Source organism: Corynebacterium endometrii, from assembly GCF_004795735.1.
Taxonomy (GTDB): domain Bacteria; phylum Actinomycetota; class Actinomycetes; order Mycobacteriales; family Mycobacteriaceae; genus Corynebacterium; species Corynebacterium endometrii.
The window spans coordinates 906,976-932,995 of record NZ_CP039247.1 but is presented as its reverse complement, the minus strand read 5'-3'; the positions used below and the strand labels follow the sequence as shown (position 1 = coordinate 932,995).

General features: G+C 62.7%; 20 protein-coding genes and 1 tRNA gene. 9 read left to right on the top strand and 12 right to left on the bottom strand.

Annotated elements, in window-relative coordinates; all coding sequences use genetic code 11:
* Nucleotides 1–10: 10 nt before the first annotated feature.
* The 3 genes from selB to CENDO_RS04235 form a co-directional block, all read right to left on the bottom strand.
* Nucleotides 11–1,810 carry a selenocysteine-specific translation elongation factor gene (gene selB, locus CENDO_RS04245; protein WP_136140931.1) on the bottom strand — a complete coding sequence of 600 codons (1,800 nt, stop codon included), beginning with the start codon at nt 1,808–1,810 and terminating at the stop codon, nt 11–13.
* Nucleotides 1,811–3,121 (bottom strand): L-seryl-tRNA(Sec) selenium transferase, encoded by a 1,311-nt coding sequence (gene selA / locus CENDO_RS04240; protein ID WP_136140930.1) that lies wholly within the window; start codon nt 3,119–3,121, stop codon nt 1,811–1,813.
* Between the two features lie 35 nt (nt 3,122–3,156).
* Nucleotides 3,157–3,251 (bottom strand) — tRNA-Sec (locus CENDO_RS04235).
* Between the two features lie 235 nt (nt 3,252–3,486).
* Between CENDO_RS04235 and lplB the strand changes: the two genes are divergently transcribed.
* Both lplB and selD read left to right on the top strand, forming a co-directional pair.
* Nucleotides 3,487–4,554, top strand: a complete 1,068-nt coding sequence (gene lplB / locus CENDO_RS04230; RefSeq protein WP_246014423.1) for a lipoate-protein ligase small subunit — start codon at nt 3,487–3,489, stop codon at nt 4,552–4,554.
* Nucleotides 4,555–4,577: 23 nt separating this feature from the next.
* Nucleotides 4,578–5,582: a selenide, water dikinase SelD gene (gene selD / locus CENDO_RS04225; RefSeq protein WP_136140928.1), complete on the top strand. Its 1,005-nt coding sequence runs from the start codon at nt 4,578–4,580 to the stop codon at nt 5,580–5,582.
* 118 nt (nt 5,583–5,700) lie between these two features.
* Here the strand turns inward: selD and nrfD are convergent, their stop codons facing one another.
* The 4 genes from nrfD to CENDO_RS04200 form a co-directional block, all read right to left on the bottom strand.
* Complete coding sequence (gene nrfD / locus CENDO_RS04220) at nt 5,701–6,837, bottom strand: NrfD/PsrC family molybdoenzyme membrane anchor subunit (RefSeq protein ID WP_136140927.1); 1,137 nt, start codon at nt 6,835–6,837, stop codon at nt 5,701–5,703.
* Nucleotides 6,838–7,935, bottom strand: a complete 1,098-nt coding sequence (locus CENDO_RS04215; protein WP_136140926.1) for a 4Fe-4S dicluster domain-containing protein — start codon at nt 7,933–7,935, stop codon at nt 6,838–6,840.
* Nucleotides 7,935–11,207 carry a formate dehydrogenase-N subunit alpha gene (gene fdnG / locus CENDO_RS04210; protein ID WP_246014373.1) on the bottom strand — a complete coding sequence of 1,091 codons (3,273 nt, stop codon included), beginning with the start codon at nt 11,205–11,207 and terminating at the stop codon, nt 7,935–7,937. The genes CENDO_RS04215 and fdnG overlap by 1 nt, the downstream gene beginning before the upstream one ends.
* A gap of 120 nt (nt 11,208–11,327) precedes the next feature.
* Nucleotides 11,328–11,795: a hypothetical protein gene (locus CENDO_RS04200; protein ID WP_136140923.1), complete on the bottom strand. Its 468-nt coding sequence runs from the start codon at nt 11,793–11,795 to the stop codon at nt 11,328–11,330.
* A 467-nt stretch (nt 11,796–12,262) separates the two neighbouring features.
* Between CENDO_RS04200 and CENDO_RS04195 the strand changes: the two genes are divergently transcribed.
* The 3 genes from CENDO_RS04195 (at nt 12,263) to CENDO_RS04185 (ending at nt 15,150) form a co-directional block, all read left to right on the top strand.
* Nucleotides 12,263–12,697, top strand: coding sequence for a 2-thiouracil desulfurase family protein (locus tag CENDO_RS04195; protein WP_136140922.1), 435 nt, complete (start codon nt 12,263–12,265; stop codon nt 12,695–12,697).
* A 22-nt stretch (nt 12,698–12,719) separates the two neighbouring features.
* Entirely contained in the window at nt 12,720–13,331 is a 612-nt protein-coding gene (locus tag CENDO_RS04190) for an NAD(P)-dependent oxidoreductase (RefSeq protein WP_136140921.1), read from the top strand.
* 247 nt (nt 13,332–13,578) lie between these two features.
* Complete coding sequence (locus tag CENDO_RS04185; protein ID WP_136140920.1) at nt 13,579–15,150, top strand: succinic semialdehyde dehydrogenase; 1,572 nt, start codon at nt 13,579–13,581, stop codon at nt 15,148–15,150.
* Between the two features lie 22 nt (nt 15,151–15,172).
* Here CENDO_RS04185 and CENDO_RS04180 read toward each other — a convergent pair whose 3' ends face one another.
* The 4 genes from CENDO_RS04180 to ychF all read right to left on the bottom strand — a co-directional run bounded on the left by CENDO_RS04180 (nt 15,173) and on the right by ychF (nt 19,376).
* Entirely contained in the window at nt 15,173–15,937 is a 765-nt protein-coding gene (locus CENDO_RS04180; protein ID WP_136140919.1) for an ATP-binding cassette domain-containing protein, read from the bottom strand.
* Nucleotides 15,938–15,943: 6 nt separating this feature from the next.
* Nucleotides 15,944–16,972, bottom strand: coding sequence for an ABC transporter permease (locus CENDO_RS04175; RefSeq protein ID WP_425456212.1), 1,029 nt, complete (start codon nt 16,970–16,972; stop codon nt 15,944–15,946).
* A gap of 35 nt (nt 16,973–17,007) precedes the next feature.
* Entirely contained in the window at nt 17,008–17,970 is a 963-nt protein-coding gene (locus CENDO_RS04170; RefSeq protein ID WP_136142137.1) for a substrate-binding domain-containing protein, read from the bottom strand.
* A gap of 320 nt (nt 17,971–18,290) precedes the next feature.
* Nucleotides 18,291–19,376: a redox-regulated ATPase YchF gene (ychF, locus tag CENDO_RS04165; RefSeq protein ID WP_136140917.1), complete on the bottom strand. Its 1,086-nt coding sequence runs from the start codon at nt 19,374–19,376 to the stop codon at nt 18,291–18,293.
* A gap of 255 nt (nt 19,377–19,631) precedes the next feature.
* On the opposite strand from ychF, the gene CENDO_RS04160 reads away from it, so the two are divergent.
* From CENDO_RS04160 to CENDO_RS04150, 3 genes are all read left to right on the top strand, one after another.
* A complete protein-coding gene (locus CENDO_RS04160) occupies nt 19,632–21,071 on the top strand; it encodes an AI-2E family transporter (RefSeq protein ID WP_136142136.1) in 1,440 nt (479 codons plus the stop codon).
* 38 nt (nt 21,072–21,109) lie between these two features.
* Nucleotides 21,110–22,276, top strand: a complete 1,167-nt coding sequence (locus CENDO_RS04155) for a DNA recombination protein RmuC (protein WP_136140916.1) — start codon at nt 21,110–21,112, stop codon at nt 22,274–22,276.
* A gap of 129 nt (nt 22,277–22,405) precedes the next feature.
* A complete protein-coding gene (locus CENDO_RS04150) occupies nt 22,406–23,458 on the top strand; it encodes an MFS transporter (protein WP_136140915.1) in 1,053 nt (350 codons plus the stop codon).
* 85 nt (nt 23,459–23,543) lie between these two features.
* On the opposite strand, the gene CENDO_RS04145 is transcribed toward CENDO_RS04150, so the two are convergent.
* Nucleotides 23,544–24,551: a 4-hydroxy-3-methylbut-2-enyl diphosphate reductase gene (locus CENDO_RS04145; RefSeq protein WP_136140914.1), complete on the bottom strand. Its 1,008-nt coding sequence runs from the start codon at nt 24,549–24,551 to the stop codon at nt 23,544–23,546.
* A gap of 171 nt (nt 24,552–24,722) precedes the next feature.
* Between CENDO_RS04145 and xseA the strand changes: the two genes are divergently transcribed.
* The gene (gene xseA, locus CENDO_RS04140; RefSeq protein WP_136140913.1) at nt 24,723–25,964 is read left to right on the top strand and encodes an exodeoxyribonuclease VII large subunit; all 1,242 of its coding nucleotides are present in this window, start codon (nt 24,723–24,725) and stop codon (nt 25,962–25,964) included.
* Nucleotides 25,965–26,020: the final 56 nt, after the last annotated feature.

The window sequence follows — 26,020 nt, the reverse complement described above, 5'->3', positions numbered from 1 at the left end:
CCCCGTGGGGTTAGCAGACCTCGCGACGCTGCCCGTCGAGGCGGCGGGTCAGGCCCTTGCGGTCCAGATACTCCAGTAACGGGATGGCCACCCGCCGTGTGGTGCCCAACACCTGGCGGGCCTGGGAGGTAGTAAACGGCTGCTCGATGGAGCTAAGCAGGCGGATGGCGTGGGCGGGGGCTGTGGGCGGCAAAACGATTGCGTCACTTATCCGCAGCACACGCCCGGCGCGCTCGGCGGCCGCCAATTCCTTAAGCCCCAGTCCTAGGGCGGCCAGTTCTTTGGCCTCGGGGGCGGCGAAGGAATCCTCGTTGAGGCGCCGCTCCAGCTCGGCCACCGCGGGCTCCGCGGGCCCTAAATCCAGTTTCCGTGCAGGATCCACGATGAGGCCGTCGCGGGATTCGTATCGAGCGGCGGCCACGGCGATGCCTAGCAGCTCTTCGCTGGCGAGTCCCACCGCGTTGACCGCGGCCCTGCGGCTTAGGCCCGGCGAAAGTGGCTGAGCCTTCGCGTGTTCCTGGACTGCATTGATCAGCGCCTTTTTCCAGGCAGTGACCTCAGGGGCGTAAATCCACCAGTCGCGAAACGCAATGATTCCCTTGGGCAGGCTGGATGTGTCGAGTCCCTGGGCGGAAAGCGACGTGGCTTTGACGGCGCCCTGGCGTTTGACCACGTCGAGCGGATCCGAGTCGTGGCGGCGCTTAAGGAGGTCGTGGGCGCGGCGGGCGGCGTCACCGCGGCGGGTGAGCGCGGGCGGGGCTATGTCAACCACGTGGAGGCCGGCGGCCACGTGGCGGCTTCCCGGTGCGCGGGCCACGATGCGGTCCCCTAGCTCCAGCGGCACGGGGTGGGCCAGCCGGAGGCGGGCGAAGGTGGAATCTAGGGCGCGCAGGCGGGCTTGGATGGTGCTGGTGCCGACGTGCAGGGTCAGCTCCTGGGGCAGCCGGGTCGCGTCCACGGTGGTGCCGCTCCGCCCGGTGGTGAGGCGCACATCAACCTCAGCAACAGGGGTGAGATGGCCTGGGGTCAGCAGGCTATCACCGCGGGAGATGGCTTCTGCCGGGATGCCGCGTAGGTTAACGGCGACGCGGCTTACGGGCCCAACGGCGGTATGCGGCCGGTTTTCTGAGTGGAGGCCGCGAACATCGACGGTTTGTACGCCCGCCGCGGTGTGCAGTTCCAGGCGATCACCCACGGTGAGGGTTCCGGCATTGAGGGTACCGGTGACCACGGTTCCCGAGCCCGTAACAGTAAACGCCCGGTCGATCCACAGGCGCACCGGTCCGGAATGGCGCGGCTTTTCCATGCCCGCGAGCAGCCCATCCAACCTATGCTTGAGTTCTTCCAGGCCCGCGCCGGTGTGCGCTGAGACGCTAACAACGGGAAACTGGGCCAGGGTAGTGCCGGCGAGTTCAGCCCGAACGCGGTCTGCGGTCGCCGCGATACCGGCGTCATCGGTGCGGTCAGTCCGGGTGAGCACGACCAGGCCGCGCTCAATCCCTAGTGCGGCAAGGGCGTCGCGATGATCGCTGGATTGGGCCTGCCATCCTTCATCGGCGGCAACCACGAACATCACGGCGGGTGCCGGCCCCACCCCGGCCAGCATGTTGCCTATGAACCTTTCGTGCCCGGGAACGTCGACGAAGGCCACGTTGGCCCCGGAATCCAAGGTGGTCCATACGAAGCCGAGATCGATGGTCAGCCCGCGGCGGCGTTCTTCCTCCCAGCGGTCAGGCTCCATCCCGGTCAACGCCTTAACTAGGGTGGATTTTCCGTGGTCCACGTGGCCCGCGGTGGCAATGACGTACATTTAGTTCACCCGTTCCCATGCCGCAGCGATAGCGGCGACGATCGCCGCGTCTTGGGACTCCGGCACGCAACGCAAGTCGATGATGCACTGGCCTTTGTGCGTGCGCGGCATAACGGCGGGCTCGCCCTGGCGCAAGGGCGCGGCCAGGGCTTCCGGAGCGGCGATGGCCCACCCGTCGAGCGGGTGTTCGGGCGCGCCGCCGCCACCAACCCGCCCGGCATGGGCAACCAGGCGGGCTGGCAAGGCCTTGGGCAGCTGCTCCAGCACGGATTGACTGCGGGCCTTGAGGGTTTCCGGAGCGATGTGCAGGAAATCCTGCACCGCGTTGGAACCCACATTGACCGCAGCCTCTAAAGCATTGAGCCGCAGCTTATCGATGCGCAGCGCCCGCGCCAGCGGGTGTTTCTTGGCCCTGGCAATGGCGTGTCGGGTCCCCAGCAGGATGCCGGCCTGCGGGCCTCCTAAAAGCTTATCCCCGGAGGCAATCACCAGATCCGCCCCGGCGGCTAACTGGGCGTGCAGGTCCGGCTCGTCCGGCAAGGTAGCGTCCGGGGTTAAAAGCCCAGAGCCCAAATCCACTATCAGCCCCACACCGCGCTGCCGGGCCTCCCCTGCGAGTTCTTCCACGCCGACCGACGAAGTAAAGCCCTCCATGCGGAAATTGGACGGGTGAACCTTGAGGTAAGCACCGGTATTGGCGGTGGTCGCCCGCTGGTAGTCCCACAGATGAGTGCGGTTGGTCGCGCCTATTTCCTTGAGCGTGACGTGAGCGGATTCGATAAGCTCCGGCAGGCGGAACCCCGCCCCAATCTCGATGAGCTCACCCCTGGAGATAACCACCTCCCCGCCCTCGGCCAAGGCGGCGCAAGCAAGGAGCAATGCCGCCGCACCATTGTTGACCACCAGCGCGTCCTCAGCGCCCGGGCAGGCCGCCAGCAACGCATCGATAGCGCCCCTGCCCCGGTGCGCGGAACGCACGCCTGCGGCGAGCTCGAGTTCCACATCGGTGTACCCCGCCGCGGCCACCAGGGCGTCGACGGAGGCCTGCGGCAACGGGGCGCGGCCCAAATTGGTGTGGATGATCACGCCAGTCGCGTTGAGCACCGGGCGCAGGGAATACGGCGCCGCGCCGCGAAGCTGGCTTTCCACCCGCGCGGCCACGTCCCCCGGCGCAATCTCGCCGCGCCGGGCCGCCTCCTGCGCGGCAACAATGATGGATTTAATCCGGGCATCCGATAATCGCGATGCACGCGCTGCGGGCAAGTCTAGAAGGGCATCGGTCCGGGGAATGTGCCGACGAGGGTCATTCATCTATGAGGGGCTCCGCTGGAAGGGTAAGAAAGCTATGGCGGAGGCGGACAAGAATCGAACTTGCCAGGCCAAGATACTTGGTCTCACCGGTTTTGAAGACCGGGGCGCCCACCAGGACACGTACGCCTCCACTCCATGACAATATACAGCCCCGCTCGCCCGCGCCTCCATCGGCCCCTACGGGGACAGCCTCAACTGGCGCCGTCCAACATGGAACAAGCACCGTGGGCCACGCATGAGCGTTTGCTTGTAGCCGGCGGTCCCACTACCCGGTCGAAGTCCCGTAGGTCCGGCGCCTAAGGCCTCATAGCGGCGCGCGCAAAGGCGGGAACAAATGCCGGTCCAGGTCCGTTGACAGGGGTATGATTAATTCTCATTTTGAGCTTAAAGTTCCGGGCGGAAAGCTTGTGGTAGTTGACCTCGACGTCCAGGATGGCGTTATCAACCACGCCCAGGTATCTGGCGACTTTTTCCTGGAGCCAGAGGAGGCCTACGACGCACTCGCCCCCGCGCTGGAAGGGACCAAGAAATCCGATTCCACCGCGGATATTCAGGCCCGGCTCGACGCGGCCCTGGCGGAAATTGACGCAGAGCACCCAGTGGCCCTGCATGGTTTTTCCACCAAGGACGTGGCCGTTACGGTCAAGCGCGCGCTGGCTGGGGGCACTGACTTTACGGATCACACGTGGGAGATTCTGCGCCCCGGCGTGCTCCCCACCCCGCTTAACGTGGCGCTGGATGAGCAAATCCTAAACGAAGTGGCTGAGGGAAAGCGCGGCCCTACCCTGCGCTTCTGGGAATGGGATGACAAGGCCGTGGTCTTTGGAAGCTACCAGTCGTACGCCAACGAATTGGAGCAAGAAGGCGTGGACAAGCACGGGATCACGCCGGTTCGCCGCATGTCCGGCGGAGGCGCCATGTTCATGGAGGGCGGCAACTGCATCACCTATTCCCTCTACGCGCCCGAATCTCTCGTGGCGGGCTATTCCTACGAGGATTCCTATGCGTACCTGGACCAGTGGGTGTTGGCGGCACTCGCCAAGCACGGCGTTAACGCCTGGTACGTGCCGATTAATGACATCACTTCCGATGGCGGCAAGATTGGCGGCGCCGCCCAAAAGCGCCGCGCCGGCGCGGTGCTCCACCACACCACCATGAGCTATGACATCGACGCGGACAAGATGATGGAGGTCCTGCGCATCGGCAAGGTGAAGGTCTCCTCCAAGGGGCTGGCCAGCGCCAAGAAACGCGTGGATCCGCTGCGCCGCCAGACCGGTGTGGCACGCGAGGAGATTGTCGATACTATGGCCGCGGAATTCGCCACCCGCTACGGCGCCCGGGAAACGCAGCTGACCGATGAGACCATCAACGCCGCCAAGCGTCTAGTGGAAGAGAAATACTCCACGGAGGAATGGACCAAACGCATCCCGTAGGCTAGGCGGGTAGCGTGGGGGCTATGATTACTCCACACGAAACCAGGTTGACCTCGTTTGCCGCCGGTGGCGGGTGCGCATGCAAGATTCCCCCCGGTGAGCTGGAATCAGCCGTGCAGGGGCTAGTGGGCACCGCGGATCCCAACGTGCTGGTGGGCCTCGATGACGGTGATGACGCCGCGGCCGTGAAACTCGATAACGGCATGGCGGTCATCTCCACCGCGGATTTCTTTACCCCTATGATCGACGATGCCTATGACTGGGGCCGCGTGGCCGCGGCTAATGCGCTCAGCGATGTATACGCAATGGGCGGCACCCCTGTCACCGCCATCAACTTGGTGGGCTGGCCGCGCGAGGTCCTCCCCTTGGAGATCCTGCGTGAGGTGCTGCGCGGCGGCATGGACGTGTGCACGCAAGCGGGCATCTCCGTGACCGGTGGCCACTCCATCACCGCCCCCGAACCCATCTACGGCATGGCGGCCACCGGCATCGTGGCTCCGGAAAAACTGATGCGCAACGACGCGGCCGAGTCTGGCCTTCCCATCACCCTGACCAAGGGAATCGGCGTGGGCGTGCTCAATAACTGGCACAAGGCCACCGGTGAGGTATCCCAGCCCGCCATCGATTCCATGACAACGCTTAACAAGGACGCGTCCCAGGCCGCCGTGGCCGCGGGGATTAAGGCAGCTACGGACGTCACGGGATTCGGCCTGCTAGGCCACCTCTGGAAAATGTGCCGCGCCTCCGGGATCAGCGCCGAGATTGATTTCTCGTCCGTCCCTCTCATCGAGGGGGCTGCCGAGCGCCTCGCTGAGGGCTACATCCCGGGCGGCTCCCGCCGCAACCTGGACTGGGTTCGCGAGCACCTCGACGTACGCGCGGATCTCTCCGAGGAACAGCTAGTCTTGCTCGCCGACGCCCAAACCTCCGGCGGCCTCATCCTCATCGGCGAGGTTCCCGGCTACCCGGTCATTGGCCGCACCATCCCGCAATCCGGCGGCGAGGCAACCGTCACCATAAACGCGTAAGGATAGTGCATGTTTCCCGGCAATCCCGGAAAACCGCCCCGGGTCACATCAGGGTGCCCCGGCGGAATGCTCCGGCAGGGGTGCTCCGGCCGGGGTTCACCGCCGGAACACGGGGAGGTTAGCGCGGGGTGATGATGGTATGCCGCGTGCCAGATTCGTCCATCTTTGCCTGCGCACGGCGCTTTTGCGGGCCGACCACGGCTTCGGCATCCTTCGCCGATTCGAGGCCGGCGCCGAGGACCCCGAAGCGGGTGCACGCGGAACCGGCGACCAATGCGGCGCCGGACAACACAGACAGCGTTCGGGACTTAGTAGCCGCGGCGAGGGCCGTGCCCACGCCGCCGGCGGCGACCAGGATCTCCGAGGCCTTCATGAGCTTGCCGGGTGTGCCTTGATGGTAGTGCTTGACCGTCTCCGGCTCCATGCCCGCTTCCATGGCCTTGGTGGCGGTAATGTCCGCTGCCGCGCCCGCCAGCGCCAGCGCGCGGGCTGGGCCCGCGTGGCTTACCGGGGTGAAGATCATAGCGGTTGCGGAGGCGGCCATCGTGGCCGAAGCGGCAAAGACGTACGGCAGGTGCTTCTTGGAGTCATTCCACGTTGGGTTTGATGTATCGGCAATCAGCACCGCGGTGTAGCCGGCCAGGGGGCCTCCGAGGGCGCCAACTACCGCCGCGGCGGGGCCATCGGCGGCTTTGAGCAGCGTGCGGACAAACCCCAGCGGCAATTTCTCACCGGTGAGCTTGTCCGCCTCCACCACCGCCGGCACGGCCGCGGCGGAGGCAAAGGAGGCAAGGATCCACGAACCGAGGTTCATGGGCGAGGACAGCTTGAACACCCGGAACATGTGCAGCAAACGCTCTGGGCGCCCCAGGTCCAAAATCAAAAACACCGATCCCACAGAGGCCGCACCGAACGCCGTGAGCGCCGTGGACCTGCGCAGGGGCGCATTCTTCGTGAGCTTGGCGCCTAGGGAAAGCAGACCGGAACCGCCGGCTATGCCTCCGAGGGCAAAGTAGGCGGCGATGGGCCACTCCCAAGGCGGGGCCTTGACCACGGGCTTTCCGTAATAGGAGGTGAACTCGAAGTCCTCAGCGACGCGCTGCTCCTTGGAACCATCCTGCGCGCCGGCGCCCGCGCCATAAGACCTAAAGCCCTTCCTCCGAGCATCCGATTTGCGGCGAGGGCCTTTGCGCGCGCCCGAGCGCCTAAAGGTATTTGGTGGACGGTAGGCGTCCATCTCGCTTGGGGTAGTCATCTAGGAGCGTCCTCCAATCGCAAAGGCTGCCGCTGCCGCCACGACCATCCCGCCCACGGCCTTCGCCGCGGTGGCCGCCAACGCGGGTAAATCCTGGGTGGGCACGTGCGGGTCTGGTGGAAGACCGTAGACCTCCGGTGAATCCAGGAGCAGGAAGATGGACCCGGTTCCACCCACACCGTCTTGATCGTTGGCGCCGTAGAGGCGGGCCTCAGTCATGCCCTGCTCATGGAGCACGGCGACGCGTTCCTTGGCCGCAGCCAACATGTCCTCGTAGGTGCCGAAGGTGATGGACTGCGTGGGGCAGGTCTTGGAACAAGCCGGCTGCTCCCCCACCTTTAGCCGGTCGTAACACATGGTGCATTTCTGAGCCATGCCGATGTTCTTAATCGGCATGACCTCACCCGGGGTGTGGTCAGGGCCCTGCCTTTTCAGCTGCCGCAGCTTGGCCAGAACGTTGACCCCGGCGTGGCTGCGGGGATGCTCGGACTGCTCGGCGGCCTCCTCACGGGTGGCGTTCAAGCTGACGCCGCCGTCCTCGCGACGCTCAATCACGCCGAACGGGCAACCGGCTACGCAGGTGCCGCAACCATTGCACACGTCATCCTGGACCACGACGGTGCCAAACTCGGAGCGGAAGAGGGCGCCGGTGGGACACACATCCAAACACCCGGCATGGGTGCAGTGCTTGCACACGTCAGAAGACATCAACCAGCGGAAGGAGTCAGTGTCTGGAATCTTGCGCTCCGCAGTACCCCCTCCAGCCGCCGGCGAGAGTGGGTCTGCGGCGGGCCCGCCCACCGTAGGCATGCCGAGGAAAATCAACTTGGCACCCTCGCGCCGCGCCTTGGCCATGCGCTCATGGCCCTGCTCAATAAAGGCCACATGGCGCCAGGTATTAGCGCCCAAGGAGCCAGTGTTGTCATAGGAGTTACCAGTGACCTCATACCCCTCAACCGGGTTGCGGTTCCACTCCTTACACGCCACCTCGCAGGCCTTGCAGCCAATGCAGATGGAGGTATCCGTGAAAAACGCCATGCGCTGATAGTGCCCGTAGCCTTCACCGTGGCGGTTTTCAGTCAGGAAGTTTTCTGACATTAATTGCCCTCCTTGCCTTCCTCGTCCGCGTCATTGCCCGCCAAGTCATCACTGCCCGTGCCTCCAACGTCCTCGCCGGAGGAGTGAGCGTCCTGAATCCCGGTTGCCAATTCATTTCCGGACTCGATGGTCAGGCCGGCTCGCCGTTGGTACTCCTTGAGCATCTCGACCCGCGCGTCACCGCGGGGGCGGCGGCCCGGCTGAATGTCACAAGCGCCGATCTTGGAGTTCTGGATGAACACGTTTGGCTCGAGGGTAAGCCCCAGCAGGTCGTTGGGGCCGTCGGTCGCAACGGGCGCGCTCGCGGATTCACCGTAGTGGTACGGCAGGCCTATCTGATGGAACTCCTGCCCGTTGATGATCATTGGCTCAATGCGCTCGGTGACCAGCACGCGTGCCTCAATCACTCCGCGTGGGGAGACGATGGTGGCCCAGTCCCCATTGGTCAACCCGCGCTTTTCCGCGAGGTACGGATCGACCTCGGCAAACAGGCCCGGCTGCAGCTCCGCGAGGAACGGCAGGCGGCGGGACATTGCACCTGAGGTGTACATCTCGGTCAGGCGGTAGGTGGAGAAGACAAACGGGTAGACCTCGGAGCCGGGTTCCCCCGCCCCGGGGCGGGACAGGTTGTCCTCGCGCTTGATGGTCAGGCGCGTCGGGGACTGCTGCTGGGTGTAGAGCGCATTGTGAGTCGGCGACTCATGCGGCTCGTAGTGCGTAGGCAAAGGACCATCTGCCATTCCCGTTGGGGCAAAGAGCCAGCCCACGCCGTCTTCCTTCATGATGAACGCATCCGTGCCGTCAAGCGCGTCGGGCCCCACCGCTTCGGCGGGCGCCCGGTAATCAGGGGCCTTGTCGACAGGGAAGTCAACAACGTCCTTGCCTACCCACCTGCCGGACTTATCATCCCACCAGACGTACTTTTTACGCTCGGACCAAGGCTTTCCATCCGGATCCGCGGACGCGCGGTTGTAGAGCATGCGGCGGTTAGCCGGCCACGCCCAGCCCCACTCGAGGGCCAGCTCATCTTGTTCCGAGGCTGGCACCTTATTAGCGGAGTGGTTGATATTGTCCTTGAATACACCGGTGTAGATCCAGCAGCCGCCGGAGGTTGTACCGTCTGCCTTCATCTCCGCGTAGGACGGCAGAAGCTGGCCCTTGCGGGGGCCGTCAAGGTAGTAACCGTTGATTTCTCGGAGCACGTCCTCTGAGTCTGGCTCATGCTCGTGGGTTTCCTTGTAATCCCACGTCACAGCCTGGACCGGCAGGTCTCGCGGATCCTTAGAATCCGCCAGCCGCTCCTTGATGCGCTTGCCCAGTTGATAGAAGAACCACAGTTCAGAGGTTGCATCACCCGGCGAATCAGCGGCCTTGAAACGCCACTGCAGCAGGCGCTGGGTTTGGGTAAACGTTCCGGCCTTTTCAACGTGGGTAGACGCCGGCATCAGGAATACCTCGGTGCCAATTTCCTCTGTCTTGAGCTCGCCGTTTTTAATCTCGGGAGAGTCATACCAGAAAGAGGCAGTCTCAATCTCCTGGAAGTCACGCACGACGAGCCACTTAAGGTTGGCCAGCGCCTTGCGCTGCATGCTGCCGTTAGACTGAGCCACCGCCGGATTCTGGCCGAAGACTAGGTAGCCTTCTACCCAGCCCTCAAGCATGCCCAGCAGGGTCTCATACGTTGAGTGCGCCCCGGTCAGGCGAGGCATCAGGTCGAGGCCCCAATTATTGTCCTTCGTGGCATAGTCACCCCAGTAGGACTTCATGAGTGAGACCGCGTAACGGTCTCCCCACGTCCAAAAGCCCTTCTGGTCCCGCTTGTAGAAGGAGTCCAGATAGTCCTGCCACGTTGCATTATCCGCATGTGGCATAGGCAGGTATCCCGGTAGCGAGTTAAACAACGTGGGGATATCCGTGGAACCCTGAATCGATGCGTGCCCGCGCAGCGCCATGATTCCGGAGCCCGGGCGTCCCACATTGCCCATCAACAGCTGCAGGATAGTCGCCGTGCGGATGAATTGGGCCCCTAGGGTGTGTTGGGTAAAGCCCAAGGCGTAGGCGAAACACGTGGTGCGCTCGCGGTTGGAGTTCTGCGCGATGGACGTGACGAAGTACTCAAAATCATCCTGGGAAATGCCGCAGGTCTCCTCCACCATTTCCGGCGTGTACCGGGAGTAATGGCGCTTGAGAATCTGGAACACGCAGTTCGGATCCTGAAGGGTCTCATCCTTCTCGTGGGACCAGGAGTTGGCCTGCTCCCGCCCAACATAGCTCCAGGTCTCATTGTCGTACTTGCCGGTCTCCGGGTCATAGCCGGAAAACAGGCCGTCCAAATCCTCGGTATCCCGGAATTGGGGATTAATGATGTGGGAGGCGTTGGTATATGCCAGGACATACTCCTTGAAGTAGAGGTCATTGTCCAGCATGTACTTGATTGCGGCACCTAGTAGCACCACGTCCGTGCCGCCGCGGATGGCTATGTGACGGTTGGCGAATGCCGAGGTGCGGGTGTAACGCGGATCCACGTGGATGATGCGTGCACCGCGCTTCTTCGCCTCGCTGACCCACTGGAAACCCACTGGGTGGCACTCAGCCATGTTTGAACCCTGAATGACAATGCAGTCCGCATTCGCCATATCCTGCAGCGGTTGGGTAGCTCCGCCGCGGCCATAAGAAGTTCCTAAACTAGGAACGGTGGCGGAGTGTCATATGCGGGCCTGGTTCTCGACCTGTATGGCTCCGGTGGCGGTAAACAGCTTCTTAATCAGGTAGTTTTCCTCATTATCGAGCGTGGCCCCGCCCAGGCCCGCGATCGCCATGGTGCGGTTTAAGACACGCCCGTGCTCATCCTTGTCCTGCCAGCCGTTGCGGCGAGATTCAACGTAGCGGTCAGCAATCATGTCCATTGCCGTGTCCTGATCGAGTTCCTGCCACTCGGTGGAGTACGGCGCGCGGTACTTGATCTTGGTCAGGCGGGTTGCCGAGTTGACCAGCTGCTCCGATGCGGAGCCCTTTGGGCACAGACGGCCGCGGGAAATCGGCGAATCCGGGTCACCCTCAATCTGGATTACCTTGTTGTCCTTGACGTACACACGCTGTGAGCACCCCACCGCGCAATACGGGCAAACGGACTGAACCACGCGGTCAGCATCCGCGATGCGGCCTTCAAGTCCCTCAGATTTGGCGGATTGGGTGTTAGCGTCCCTGCCAAACGGGTCCTTGTTCCGCAACTGGCGAACCACCGGCCAGTTTAGGGGGCTAAAGGAAGTCATACGTCTAAAGATAGTGCCCCGGGAAATTAAACGCCAGAATTCGGCTGGCGGGCTTGGCTCTCACCGGCCACTGTTTCCTGCCATCCCGTGGATGGTAATGAAGGTAAAGAGTCGGACTATTTAGATTCCGCCGTGTGCGCCTGGATTGCCAGGGTGATCAATCCCCTCCCCATCCACGGTCCAGTGCACCACGCTTGGGGCATGGCACGTCCAGCGCACCCGAACGGGCGCGGCGAGTTCAAAAACGTATCCACCATGGCGGATTTTGTCCGCCGCATGCCTGCGTTCCTGGCCTGTCGCGCGCAGGTTCACGCTCCTCGCGCCGCTGCGCCTGGCCGGAGGCGAATACACGTGGTTATCGAGCAACCAATCCGGCACTTCTGTGCTGTTAATCCGCCTGCCATCATCGCGGCGGATAATCGCCGTGTGCACCAATCCTCCCGGGCGGTAGGCGTCCGCCACGATCCTGACGGCGCGCAGCTCCCCGCGGCCCCGCTCCCCCGCACGGGCGCGTTGGCGCTGGATGCTCTGGACGCACGTTACATAGAGCAACGATGCCACGGTGATCACCGCGATAACGCAGACCATAAGTGGGGCATCTCTCCAACCTCCTCCACGTAAAGGCCCTTCTCACGCCTATGTCCCAGGGTCCTAGGCCCCTCGAGCGTAAAAGCACTGCTTAGCGCCCTCGGGCGCACTATCGCTGAATAAAGTATTCGTAGTCCGCCCTCATTCTCGCACCGCCGCGTGGACCCCGCAGCCCAACTACCAGCCCAATCGCCCCGAATTAGGGAGTGGAACTTGTATAGCTAAACCCCGTCAAGGGCGCGAATCCCGCGGGCTTCTACAGGCCCGCGGGCGAGCCGTGACGCCAATGGTGCCCCGGACGAACGGCCCCCTACACCTCAGCCCATTCCAGCGCGGGCGGCCGCGCGTGGCCAACTCCTGCCCATCCACGGACTGGATTATTCATTTCGCGGTGGGTATAAACGAGTAGTTACATGGCCACGAGGCCATCCCCCATTCCCGCCCCAATGAGATAGGAGGCACTGCGCATGAAGCTCGTGAGCGCCTGCCTGGCCGGGATCCCCTGCCGCTTTGACGGCAAAGCGAAACCTTCAGCCGCCGCCCAAACGCTGGTTGCCAGTGGACGCGCATTGGCCGTCTGCCCTGAGCAGGTGGGCGGGCTTCCCACCCCACGGCCGGCGGCGGAAATCGCCGGCGGCGATGGCTCCGATGTCCTAGCCGGAACCGCGAGGGTAGTAACCGCGGCGGGCGCGGACGTCACCGAGCACTTCATCAACGGGGCGCGGGCCGCCGCCCAGCGCGCGGTGGACGCTGGGGTTGAAGAGGCGCTGTTGAAGTCTAAGTCCCCCGCGTGCGGCTGCACGCGTATCTTCGATGGGACTCATAGCGGAAGGCTCAAAGAGGGCCACGGCGTGTTCGCGGCGGCCCTGAAGGAACGCGGCATTCGCGTCACGGAAGTCTAAATCAGGAAAGTATTACGACATTATGAAATTAACCATCATTGGCGGTTCAAGCGGCACCGGTGCCGCGCTCGCTGACCAGGCCTACATTGCCGGTGACCAGGTGACCATCGTCAGCCGCAGCGGCAACGCCCCGGGGTTTGCCACCGTAGTGCAGGGCTCCGCACAGGACCCTGCGGTTGTAGCCGAAGCCGTACGCGGCGCCGACGCCGTGGTGGTAGCCGTCGGCGGTAGCAAAGGCGATGATCGCAACCGCGCCAAGGTTACAGAAGTTGTCATCGACGCCATGCGCGCGGCGGGCGTCAAGCGCATCGTCGTGCACTCTTCACTCGGCGCTGGAGATTCCGCCCAGCAAATGAAGCAGCCGCTGCGCTGGATCGCGCAGAAGACACTGGCCAAGCCGTTGGCCGATCACAACGAGCAGGAGGAGCTGGTCACGGCCTCTGGCCTGGATTGGACCATCGTCCGCCCCTCGGGCCTTCGCGATGCGCCGGCTACAGGCAAGTACAAGGCCCTTGAGGTTGGCCAAGAAGGACACCTTGGCGGTTCCATTTCCCGCTCTGACGTTGCCGCCTTCATCCTTGAGGCCTTACACACGCCTTCTACCATCGGCAAAGCAATCGGGCTGAGTACTTAGTCCCTTAGTCCCCCCGGAGCGCCGGTGCTAGCCGTCATGCGGACCCCAACGGTCGGCATGGCGGCTTATAAGTTTTAAACAACTCCCCTGGCGGAATGAGAAAGGAAGGGTATGGCGGCCGGCCCCCACGCGGTTGCACTACCCGTGGGCCGCTGAAACCGCCCGTACCGTTTGGGGAGGACCGCGGGTTTTCCTCCGGGCACTGGGTTTGTGCGTTGGCGGGGTTGGTTCAGGCACAATCGGGTGCATGACTGTTTTTACACCAGCCTCTGTCTCATTGCCCGCTAGCGTCCGGACGTTTCTCGATTCGTCCCCCGCGGCAGACCTGCGCGGCACCGGCGAGCAGCACACGTCCGTCTTCCCGTTTACCGGTGAGCGACTCTTTACTTTTTCCAACGCCACAGCCGGTGACGTGGACCAGGCTGTAAACGATGCACGGGCGGCGCAACCCGAATGGGGCAACGCCAAACTCGCGGCGCGCTCCGCCGTGCTCCTGCGCTTGCATGACCTTGTCATGGAGCATGAAGAAGCGGTGCTGGACCTTATACAGGCAGAAAACGGCAAGTCCCGCAGCCATGCGTATGACGAGTTGATGGATATCTACAATTGCTGCCGCTTCTACGCGGTCAGTGCCCAAAAGGCCTACGGGACCGAACGCCACAAAGGGGCTCTGCCGGTACTGACCAAGACCCGCACGCAGTACTACCCGCTAGGTGTGGTGGGGCTCATCTCCCCATGGAATTACCCTCTATCCCTCGGCGTGGGTGACGTGCTTGCCGCGCTCATCGCGGGCAATGCGGTGGTCCATAAGCCCGATTCCCAGACCTCGCTTACCGCTGTGTACCTGCGGCGCTTGGCAATCCAGGCGGGCCTTCCCTCCGGCGTATGGCAACTGGTCCCCGGCCGTGGCGCCGAAGTGGGTGACGCGCTGGTCGAGCGCGTGGACGGGCTCTCCTTTACCGGTTCGACCCGCGTGGGCAAGCAAATGGCCTCCCAGGCCGCGGCGCGCCTGCTGCCCACCATGGCCGAATTGGGAGGCAAGAATCCGATGCTGGTGCTGGAGGATGCTGACGTAGACTACGCCGCCGAGGGCGCGGTGCGCGCCTGTTTCTCCTCGTCCGGCCAGCTGTGCATGTCGGCCGAGCGCATCTATGTCCACTCCGCCATTGCGGATGAGTTCATCGAGGCGTTTGCCCGGGCCACTAAGCGCCAGGTTGTAGGCCCCGCTTTTAGCGACGCCGCCACCATCGGTTCCCTCACCGGCCCGGCCCAGCTTGAGACGGTCTCTTCCCACGTTGAGGACGCCGTGGCTAAAGGGGCTACTGTGATAGCTGGCGGCACCGCCCTGCCCGAGTTGGGCCCATACTTCTATGAGCCCACCATCATCACCGGAGTTACCCCTGAAATGAAACTGTATGACTCGGAGACCTTCGGCCCGGTGGTCGCCGTCTATGTGGTGGATTCCGCGGAGGAGGCCATCGCGCGCGCTAATGATTCAGACTTTGGCCTCACCGCTTCGGTGTGGGGTAAAAACACCAGACGCGCCTGGGCTGTGGCCAGCCGGCTTGAGGCCGGGATGGTCAATATCAATGAGGCCTTTGCCCCCGCGTACGGTTCCATCTCCGCGCCTGGGGGCGGGGTCAAGGACTCCGGGCTCAATCATCGGCACGGGATCACCGGCATGCGTTTGTGGACGAACAAGCGCACCGTGTCCCAGCAGCGCTTCCACCCCATCGCCCCATCCCACCACGTCTCCCCTTCCACATTCCGTGCAATAGTCAGAACCGGCATGAGGGCCATGAAGGCGATGCGCATGTAACCGCCCCGCGCCGGGCGGGCGGCTAGCCTTGGCGCCCTAATTCGTGGCTGAGCGCCTCAAGTTCTCCGCCGCCGGCCATCTGGCGGGTCAGCTCCTCTAGGGTGACCTCGTCACGGCGAGCATCAAGCTCCTGGCGGCCCAGCTTGAGGATACTGAAATGATCTCCCACCAGGTAAGCATGGTGCGGATTGTGGGTAATAAAGACCACGCCCAGGCCACGGTCGCGCGCGGCGGCGATGAACTTTAGTACCACGCCGGACTGCTTGACGCCCAAGGCCGCGGTTGGTTCATCCAGAATCAACACGCGGGCACCGAAGTAGACCGCACGGGCGATGGCAACCACCTGGCGCTGACCACCGGATAGATTGCCGGCTTCTACGTCCACATCCGGGATGTCAATACCCATGTCGCGCAGCTGCTCGGAGCAGATGGCGCGCATCTGTTCCTCCTTCAGGCTGCCGAGAAAGCCCGTGATTTCCTGTCCGAGGAAAAAGTTGCGCCACACGCTCATCTCATCGACGATCGCCAAGTTCTGATACACCGTGGCGATACCTTGGGCAATGGCATCACGCGGGGACTCAAAAGTAGCCTCCTCCCCGTCGATGAGCATCACTCCGGTGGTTTGCTTATGCAATCCGGCAAGGATTTTGATCAGGGTGGATTTACCCGCGCCGTTATCCCCCAGCACGCAGGTCACCTGCCCCTCATTGACGGAGAGGTTTACCCCACGCAGCGCGTCAAAGTTTCCGTAAGACTTGGTCAGATCTTGCAATTCAATAATCGCCATAATGGCCTATCCCCTCTTGGTGAATTTCGCGAAGGAAGAATTGGTCAGCACCGCAAATAGCAGCATGGCGCCTAGGAAGAACTTAAACCAGTCCGGGTTCCAGCCGGCGTAGACAATTCCCTGGTTCGTCATGCCGAAGATGAGTGCGCCGATCGCGGTACCTACCGCCGTGCCGCGTCCACCCGTGAGCGCGCAGCCGCCAATCACGGCGGCGATGATGTAGAGGAACTCGTTGCCCACGCCCTGGCCGGCCTGGATGGAATCAAAGGCGAACAGGGTGTGCATGCCCACGAACCACGCTGCGAAGCCCACGAACATGAACAAGATAATCTTGACTCGGCGCACCGGAACGCCCACGGCGCGTGCGGCCTCCTCGTCGCCTCCCACGGCGAAGATCCAGTTACCGAACTTGGTCTTGAACAACATGAAGGAAGCCAGGGCCACAAATAGGATCCACCAAATAACCGTGGAGCGGATGGTCACACCGAATATCTCGAAGCGCCCGGCGAATACCATCTGAGCGGACGGGAAGCCCTCCATGTCCGCGATGGTTGGGGTGGCAACTTGGCCGGTCACCAGCTTCGTGATGGCCAGGTTGAGCCCCTGCAGCATCAGGAAGGCGGCCAGGGTGATCAGGAAGCTCGCGATTCCGGTGCGGGTGACCAGGTACCCGTTTAATGCGCCAATAGCCAAGGATAAAAGCAGGGCGAGGCCCGCCCCCACCCAGGAGTTGAGGTGGAAGTTGTAATTGAGCATGGTCGCCGCCAACGCGGCGGTGGTCACGGCGACGCCGGATGATAGGTCGAATTCATCGCCAATCATTAACAGGCCCACCGCCAAGGCTACGATGCCCAGCGTGGAGCTGGCGTAGAGCACGGTGGCCATCGCGTCCAGGGAACGGAAGGCCGGGGCGACCGAGAAAAACAGGATGAAGATGAGCACAAAGCCCACCAGGCTAGCCAACTCGGGGCGCCGTATCAGCTTGGCAAAACCCGATTTGCTGCGCAGGCGGTCATCACTGGCTTTATCACCCATTGTCTTGTTGGCGTTGTCCGCTGCGGTGGTCTGGTTCATCGCAGACCAGCCTTAGCCGCCTCGGAAATCTGCTCAACATTGGTGGAATCCACGAAACTTGGGCCGGTAAAGACCGGCTGGCCTCCGCCAAAGGTTCCCCCGTTGCGCTTTGCTACCCAAAGGGAGTCAACGGCTAGGTAACCCTGGAGATACGGCTGCTGGTCCACGGCCCACTTCACGCGGCCGTCGGCAATAGCGTCCACCAACTCGGCATTGGTATCGAAGGTGACAACCTCGGCATCGGAGCCGGCGTCTTCAATCGCCTCAATAGCGCGCATCGCCACGGGCGCCTGCAGCCCGAAGACCGTATCGATGGATGGGTCCTGGGAGAGCTTGGTTTGCATGGTGGCCTGGGCAGAAGTCAGGTCCTGACCGTTGACATAAAGGATCTCCACGTCGCCGCCGCGCATGCCGTCCTTGACGCCAGCGCAGCGCGCTTCCTGGGAAGAGTTACCCTCCTCATGGATGACGCACAGAACCTTCTCCGCGCCCTCTTCGGCCAGACGCTCACCGGCACGGGTGCCGGCGATGGTTTCATCCTGGCCAAAAAAGCCGGTCATGCCGTACTCCTGATATTCGTCCATGCCGGCGTTGAGCCCCACTACGGGGATTCCGGCATCGACCGCTGCCTGCGCGGAGGAGCCAATCGCCCCTGGGTTCGGCATGGTTACGGCAATGCCATCCACCCCGGAATCTATGGCGGTCTGGACCAAGTTGGCCTGGTTAGGCGCCTCGGGGTCAGATGAGTAGCGCAGCTCGATATTGTTTTTCTTCGCCGCTTCCTCGGCGCCAGTGCGGACCAAGTCCCAGTAGGTATCCCCTGGTGCCCCGTGGGTGACCATGGAAACTACGTAACGCGGGGTGTCTACTCCACCTGCCGTCTCACCGTCTTCGCCGGGACGCGGCGCCCCGCCGGTCGCCGAGCATGCGGCCAGGGATGCAGCGGCCATGGTGGCCATCAATGCTGTAAAGGCTTTTCCTACTTTAAACACCTTTAGATAGTGTCCTACCGCGATAAAGCAGGTCAAACCATAATTTAAACTTGTGAATCGATCCAGATGGCCTGACAAGGCACGATGGTTTCCAAGTTTTCGCAATTCCGGGCCCTAGGGCAACCGCGTCGTGGCGCCGCGGCGGGGCTACTAAAGAACTCGGCAATAATGGTCCGATTCGAGGAAGCCACCGGGTCGCCGCTTTAGCACGATGGCGGGTTATAAAACAGCTGCCCTTCCGCCGGATTTTTCACCCGGCGAAAGGGCAGCTGGCTGGTCGGGGTTGGTTAGCCGCCGATCTTAAAATCGCACACGTCGCCATCTTGCATGATGTAGTCCTTGCCCTCCTGGCGGACCTTTCCGTGTGCCTTGGCCTCCGCCATGGAGCCCAGCTCATCGAGGTCATCGAAGGCCACGATCTCAGCCTTAATAAACTTCTTCTCGAAATCCGTATGGATGACGCCCGCGGCCTGCGGCGCCGCGGAACCTTGCTTGATGGTCCAGGCGCGGGCCTCCTTGGGGCCGGCGGTCAGGTAGGTCTGCAGGCCCAACGTGTGGAAGCCGGCCTTAGCAAGAGTCGCCAGACCAGGCTCCTCTTGGCCTACGGACTCCAGCAATTCGAGGGCCTCGTCTTCTTCGAGCTCGAGAAGCTCGGTCTCAGTCTTGGCGTCGAGAAAGACGCAATCGGCCGGCGCTACCAAGGCGCGAAGCTCCTCCTTCTTCGCCTCGTCCGTCAGTACCTCTTCATCGGAGTTGAAGACATACAGGAATGGCTTGGCGGTCATCAGGTGCAGCTCGCGGACCAGCTTTAAGTCAATCTCACCATTCTTGGCCGCGGCGAACAGGGTGCGGTCATCCTCGAGGATCTCCTGGGCCTTCTTGGTAGCTTCTACCACCTCGGCCAGATCCTTATTCTTTCGCGCTTCCTTCTCCAGGCGCGGAAGGGCCTTTTCGACGGTCTGCAGGTCGGCGAGGATGAGCTCAGTGTTGATAACGGAGATATCGTGGGTTGGATCTACCTTGCCGTCAACGTGAATGACGTTGTCATCGGCGAATGCTCGCACAACCTGGCAGATAGCATCCGCCTCACGGATATTAGACAGGAACGCGTTGCCCATGCCTTCACCCTTTGACGCCCCCTCGACGATGCCGGCAATGTCCACGAAGGACACCGTCGCCGGGAGGATGCGCTCAGATTCGAAGATCTCCGCAAGGCGGTTCAATCGGGGATCCGGCAGCTCCACCAAGCCAACATTGGGCTCAATGGTGGCGAACGGGTAATTCGCAGCCAGGATGTCCGAACGGGTCAGGGCGTTAAACAATGTGGACTTGCCAACGTTTGGCAGGCCGACGATTCCTAATGTAAGACTCACGCGCACAATCCTAACGCACTTGTGGGCAAACCTGGCCATCACCAGCCCACTTCCCCCTGCGCCGCGGCATGGCGCAGCGCCCATTGGCCTGCGCAACACCACTAATGGGCGGTTTTAGGGCACTATGTAAGGGTGAGTTCCAGCAAAGATGAATCGCCTTCCATCGCGAAGTCACTAGCGCCCTCGGCCGCAGAGCCCACGCTTGGCCCAGCCACCGAAGCAGCTCGCGAAGGCTCCAGCGAATCGGCGTCCGAGGTGCAAGCGCAGCATGCCGATACAACGGTGGGCAAGAAGTTTGATGACAGCGTTGACCCCGCCGAGCTTGATTCAATCTCGCCCCACCCTCCTGGGGAACAATTAGACCGCAGCGTTGTGCTCAGCGCGATGGCCACCAACGCCGCCCTATGGGCGCTGCGCCTGTTGGTAATCGGCGCGTTCCTGTACGCCGCCGGCCGTATGCTGGGAAACTTTTGGGGCGGCCTGCTCCCCATAGTCTTGGCCCTGCTTATCTGCACGGTTTTAGCGCCGATTTCCGGCAAGCTGCGGCGAGTGGGGGTGCCCGGCGCCATAGCCGCACTGCTGACAATGCTGGGGTTCTTTGGCATCATTACCGCGCTGATCGCCTACATCGCGCCTAACTTCGCCCGCCAATCCCAGACCCTGTACCTGCAGACCGTGGAAGGAATCCAGCGCCTGCAGCTGTGGGCTCAGGGACCCCCATTGAACCTCAACCCAGAGGACATCTACCGCTACGTAGATGAGGTGGCATCGCTGCTGCAGCGGCGCGCCGGGGATATCGCGGGCAGCGTATTCTCCGGTATCGGCACGGCAACCTCGTTGGTAGTCACCATGATCATCGTGGTCGTGCTCACGTTCTTTTTCTTGAAGGACGGGCATGCATTTTTGCCATGGTTGCGCAGGGCCACGGGCCGCCGCGCCGGGTGGCATCTGACCGAGGCACTCACCCGCGCGTGGAATACCCTTGGCGGCTTCATTCGCGCACAGGCCATGGTCTCCGCCGTGGACGCCGTTCTCATCGGCTTAGGCCTAGTCATCATCGGCGTGCCCCTGGCCCTGACACTGGCAATAATCACCTTCATCGCGGGCTTTATCCCGTTCGTGGGCGCAATAGTGGCCGGCGCTTTGTCTGTAACCATCGCTTTGGTGTCCCTGGGTTTCTCCCAGGCCATCGCGGTACTCATTCTCGTGCTCATAGTCCAGCAGGTTGAATCTAACCTGCTTTCCCCATGGCTGCAGTCCAGGGCGATGAACCTGCACCCCGTCGTGGTGCTGATTTCCGTGACGGTTGGCGGCACGTTGTTCAATCTCGTCGGCGCGTTCCTCGCGGTTCCGACGGTCGCGACCATCGCCGTGGCCTACCGCTACATGCAGGACATGCTGCAACTGCAATCCGGTGAAAAAACGGTCGAGGATATCCCCTTTGCCACGGTGGCCGGGCATCTGGTGGGCAAGTATACCGAGGAGCAATCCGCCATACAGCGCGCCCAGATTGCGCGCAGTGAGCAATCCCCTGCCGGCTCGGCCTCCGGCGGCGTGGACTCTTCCCACAGTCGCACCCCAGACAATCTCAACTTGGACTCCTCCCCAACCAAGCTGGACCACCCCAGTGCACGCGAAGGCCTGAAGAAGGCGCGCGCAGTTGTAGAACAAATTTTCCATAGAAGAGGGCGTTAACTAGCCGCATGTCTGGCACGGGTGGTTAGGTAGGTTCCATGAGTACTACCTTGCCCGTGCTATTGCTTTTCCTAGGCCTCGCAATCGGCGCGATGCTTGGGTGGCTGGGCCACGCCTACCTTCGCCCCACCACCCACCCCGAATCCGGTGGACAACCGGCCGTGGAGGGGCCGGGGCGCGACCAAGAGCGGCTGCTTGAGCTGCTCGAGGAAAGTCAGGCCCGCTCCCAGCAGGCGGCCCTGGCCGCCGCGGGCCAGCGCCAGGAGGAGATGGAACGCAGCCTGGCACCCCTAGAGAAGGCTTTGTATCGCCTGGGGATCCAGCTGAAGGAATTGGAGGCCGACCGGGCTACGGCCTTTGCCTCGCTGACCAGCCAGGTCCAGTCCATGGCTAGGACGTCGACACGGTTGAATGACAAAACGGACCAGCTGGTCACCGCGCTTCGCTCCCCCAACGTGCGCGGCCGCTGGGGCGAGATGCAGCTCGAGCGCGTGGTGGAGCTCGGCGGCATGCTCAAACACGTAGATTTCGACAGTCAAGTCACCGCCACGGTTGATGGCAAAACCTACCGCCCCGACCTGGTGATCCACTTGGCTGGTGGGCGCAACGTGGTGGTAGACGCCAAGGTTCCCTTCAGCTCCTACCTGGACGCCCTCGAATCCCAGGACCCGGAGGAACACGCCGCTTACCTCCGCCGTCATGCCCATCTGCTGCGCAATCACGTCAACGCCTTGGGCTCCAAGGATTACGTGGGGGCGTTCTTCCCCACTCCGGAGTTTGTAATTCTCTTCGTCCCGGCCGATCCATTCCTCGATGCGGCATTATCGGTGGACAACGAGCTGCTTGAGCACGCCTTTGAACGCGGTGTGGTCATCGCCACCCCATCGACGCTTTTTGCGCTCTTGCGCACCGTAGCACTGGGTTGGCAGCAAGAAGACATGTCTGACAAGGCCCGTGAGGTGCAACGCCTGGGTAGGGACTTATACTCCCGCATCAACACGATGGGTGAGCACTACAACAAGGTGGGCAAGGGGCTCGAGCGCGCGGTGGAGGCCTACAATCAAACAATCGCAAGCCTGGATTCCCGCGTGATGGTCACCGCCCGCAGGCTCGCGGAGATGGACATTCCGGGAAGGGCGGACCGCCACCCTACGGTGCTAAAGCCCGTCGAGGATTGGCCGCGGCGAATGGGCGGCGGCCAATAACGCGATATCGCCCGGCTTTACCTCGGGGCGCCCAGTTGGGCTAAGCGGCGGGTGACGCCCGCATCTTTCGCGGGCTTGCGGGTGCGTTAAAGACAAAAGTCAACCTCCCTCGGGGTAAACTTTCTCAGCGTGTCACACGCTCAATCCCAACCACGTGCAAAAGCGAAGGTTAAGAGGACTACTCGAAAATCCTCTTCCTTGCGCGGGGCTAGCCTACCCATCGCCAGCAGCGTGGCGATTGTGTGTGCCGCGCTAGCTACTGGCGCCATCCTCTCCATGCTGATGGCCAACATCGGCTGGCAGTACGGGGTAATTTTTGCCATAGCGGCGATAGTGGCGACCTTCTTCGTCGAGGTTCGCGGGCTGTTTCTCACCGTGGCATCCCTGCCGCTCCTCTTCGGCATCGCCACGGTAATCACGGGCTGGCTGGTCACGCGCGCCCAGGCTACAGACAACGCCTCCCCTTTTTCCCGCACCGCATTGATCACGTCCGTGTACCCGTTGATTCAGCTTTTCCCGCTGCTCATCACGGTTACCATCGCGACCATTCTTATCGCGGTGCTCCGGCTCATGCTCCGCAGCCGCGGGGATAGGGCACGGGAAGAAAAGGCACAGACCTCGCGCCGCATAGCGGCCGAGGCCGACCGCCGCAACCGTGAGGTTTCCAATCGGGCGCGTGAGCGTAATCAGCGCCTGTCCGTCGCCGAGTTGGTTGAACGCTCCAACGCCACGCAGCGCAGGCGCCCAAGCAGCGTGCGCGGCGGTGACGAGGCCCGTAACCGCGAAGAACGCCGCCGTGAGCAGGCCGCGCGTCGCGAGGCGGAGGCGCGTGAGCGCATAGAGCGCGCCCGCGCCAACAAACCCGCCGCGGATAGCGCCCACGCCGAGCGCGTGGAGCGTGCGCGCATCGCGCGCGAGCAATCGGAGCAGGCGGCAGCGCGCCACAATGTGGAACGCCAATCCCGCGTGGCTGAGGAATTCGACCGGGGCCGCCGCCCCGACCCGAACCGCCGAGCGGGGCAGCCGAGCGCGCCGCAGTTGCCACGCTACGAGCAAACCACGGCCCAGCCGGCTAGCTACCAGCAGAAGACTCCTGACGGCGTCCAGGGCCAGCCGAAAGATCCGCACAGCGCCAAGCCCAACCGCCGCAGCCGCCTCGATGACAATCTTTACGGCGATTAGGACGGCCCGCTCTTATAAAGGCTTCCTTTAGGCCAACGCGCAGCACAAGACCGGTGGGCTCTTTAGCGAGTCACTACACGCTTACCTACAGGGCCTTGTTGCCCGCCGCCTTGGCACCCGCGGTCTTGTTGCGCGCGGTCTTGTTGCGCGCTTCGCGCAGCTCACGTGGGAGCGCGAACTGGATGGTCTCCGTGGTAGTGGTGACCTGCTCGACGTTGCTATACCCACGCTGGTCGAGGAATTCCAACACTTCGCGCACCAGCAGCTCCGGAACCGAGGCGCCGCAGGTAACGCCCACGGTGTTAACGCCCTCAAGCCACTCTTCATCGATTTCCTTGGCGAAATCCACCAGGTAGGAGGACTTGGCGCCCGCTTCCAGGGCCACCTCGACTAAGCGGACCGAATTCGAGGAGTTAGCCGAACCCACGACGATCATCAGGTCACACTTGGGCGCGATGGCCTTGACGGATTCCTGACGGTTCTGGGTCGCGTAGCAGATGTCATCCGAAGGCGGATTCTGCAGGTGCGGGAAGCGCTCACGCAGCTTGTTGACGATCTCGATGGTCTCATCCACGGACAGCGTGGTTTGGGAAAGCCAGATGAGTTTTTCATCTTGCAAGAACTCGGGCAGCTTCTCCACGCCGGCGACACCATCAACCAAGTGGGTCACCTCGGGGGCCTCTCCGGCGGTGCCTTCAACCTCTTCGTGGCCCTCATGGCCGATGAGGAGGATGTGGAAGCCATCGCGAGCAAAGCGCTTGGCCTCATTGTGGACCTTAGTCACCAGCGGGCAGGTGGCGTCCAGGGTTAGCTGGCGGCGCGCGGAGGCTTCCTCGCGCACGCTCGGGGCAATACCGTGAGCAGAAAAGACTAGGTGCGCACCCTCCGGGGCCTCCGAGGCCTCGTCAACGAAGATCACGCCGCGTTCGGACAGGGATTCAACTACGTAGCGATTGTGCACAATCTGCTTGCGCACGTAAATCGGGGCGCCATACTTCTCTAGGGCCTGTTCAACGGTATCAACGGCACGGTCAACACCGGCACAGTAGCCGCGGGGCGCGGCGAGGAGAACGTTCTTTCCTGCATCAGTCATGTCCCCCAGAGTAACGAAAGGTCCGGAAAAACAATAGACTGGATGGACAAGGCTGGGTACCCGCCCTGATTTAGGCCGGATTCGGCGCTCCCCCGCACGGGCGCGTCGGCCGGCAGATGCAAGCGAATAGGCACGCTTGGGCACAGTAAGAGTACCCGCGGGAGGAGTTTCATGAGCAAGCTGGCCAACACGCCAGAGACCGCCTGGTCGGTATCCAAGGTCAACGATCTGGTCAAAGGCTGGATCGAACGCATGGGCCAGGTATGGGTCGAAGGCCAGCTCACCCAGGTCAATGTGAAGCCCAGCTGGAAGCTGTCCTACCTCACGCTGCGGGATACGGAGAAGGAGACTTCCGTCCAGCTGACCTGCCCCACTAACCTGTTGACCTCCCTGCCATCCCCGCCCAAGGACGGCGATCGCGTGGTGGTCTGCGGAAAGCCGGCCTTTTACGCAGGGCGCGGCAGTTTTTCCCTGTGGACCACCGCGATCCGCCCGGTGGGTATCGGCGAATTGCTGGCCAAGATCGAGATGCTGCGCCAAGAGCTCACAAAAGAAGGGCTTTTTGATCCCTCACGGAAGAGGCCGCTGCCCTTCCTGCCCACCACCGTTGGATTGATTACGGGCCGTGACTCCCACGCCCAGCGTGACGTTATGGCGGTAGCGCAGGATCGGTGGCCGGCGGTGAAATTCAAGGTCATCAACACCGCCGTCCAGGGCGTCAATACGGTCAAGGAAGTCACGGCCGCGTTGAAGGTCTTGGATGCTGACCCCGCCGTGGATGTCATCATCATTGCCCGCGGTGGCGGCTCGGTTGAGGATCTGCTGCCGTTTAGCGAGGAGGCGTTGCTTCGCGCGGTGGCCGCAGCACGCACACCGGTGGTATCGGCGATCGGGCATGAGCCGGACTGCCCGCTGCTCGATAACGCCGCGGATCTCAGGGCCGCTACACCTACCGACGCCGCCAAGCGCGTGGTCCCCGCCGTCAACGAGGAATACGCCCTTATCGATGAGGCCCGCGGGCGAATGGCCGCGTCACTGAGGACCTGGGTCGAGCGCGAGCGTCGCGGGGTGGAAAACCTGCGTTCCCGCCCGGCGATGGCGGATCCAATGACCCCTATCCGCGCGCGTCGGGATGAGCTTGAGCGCGCTCGGTTGATGATGCGCCGGGATATTGGGCATTTGCTCGACCGTGAGGGCACGCGCGTGGCCTCCCTACGTTCCCAGATCACTACGCTGGGGCCTTCGGCTACCTTGGACCGCGGCTACGCGATTGTTCAGGTAATCCCGCGGGACGGTTCCGGTCCACAGGTAGTGACGTCTTACACGCAGTCCCCGCCCGGGTCCCAGCTGCGCATCCGCGTGGGCGATGGCTCCATCACGGCCGCGTCCATGGCCGCTAAACAGGCGGACTAACCCCTTTGCCTGCACCGCGAACACTATAAACTTTCGACAAAATACAAGGACACCAC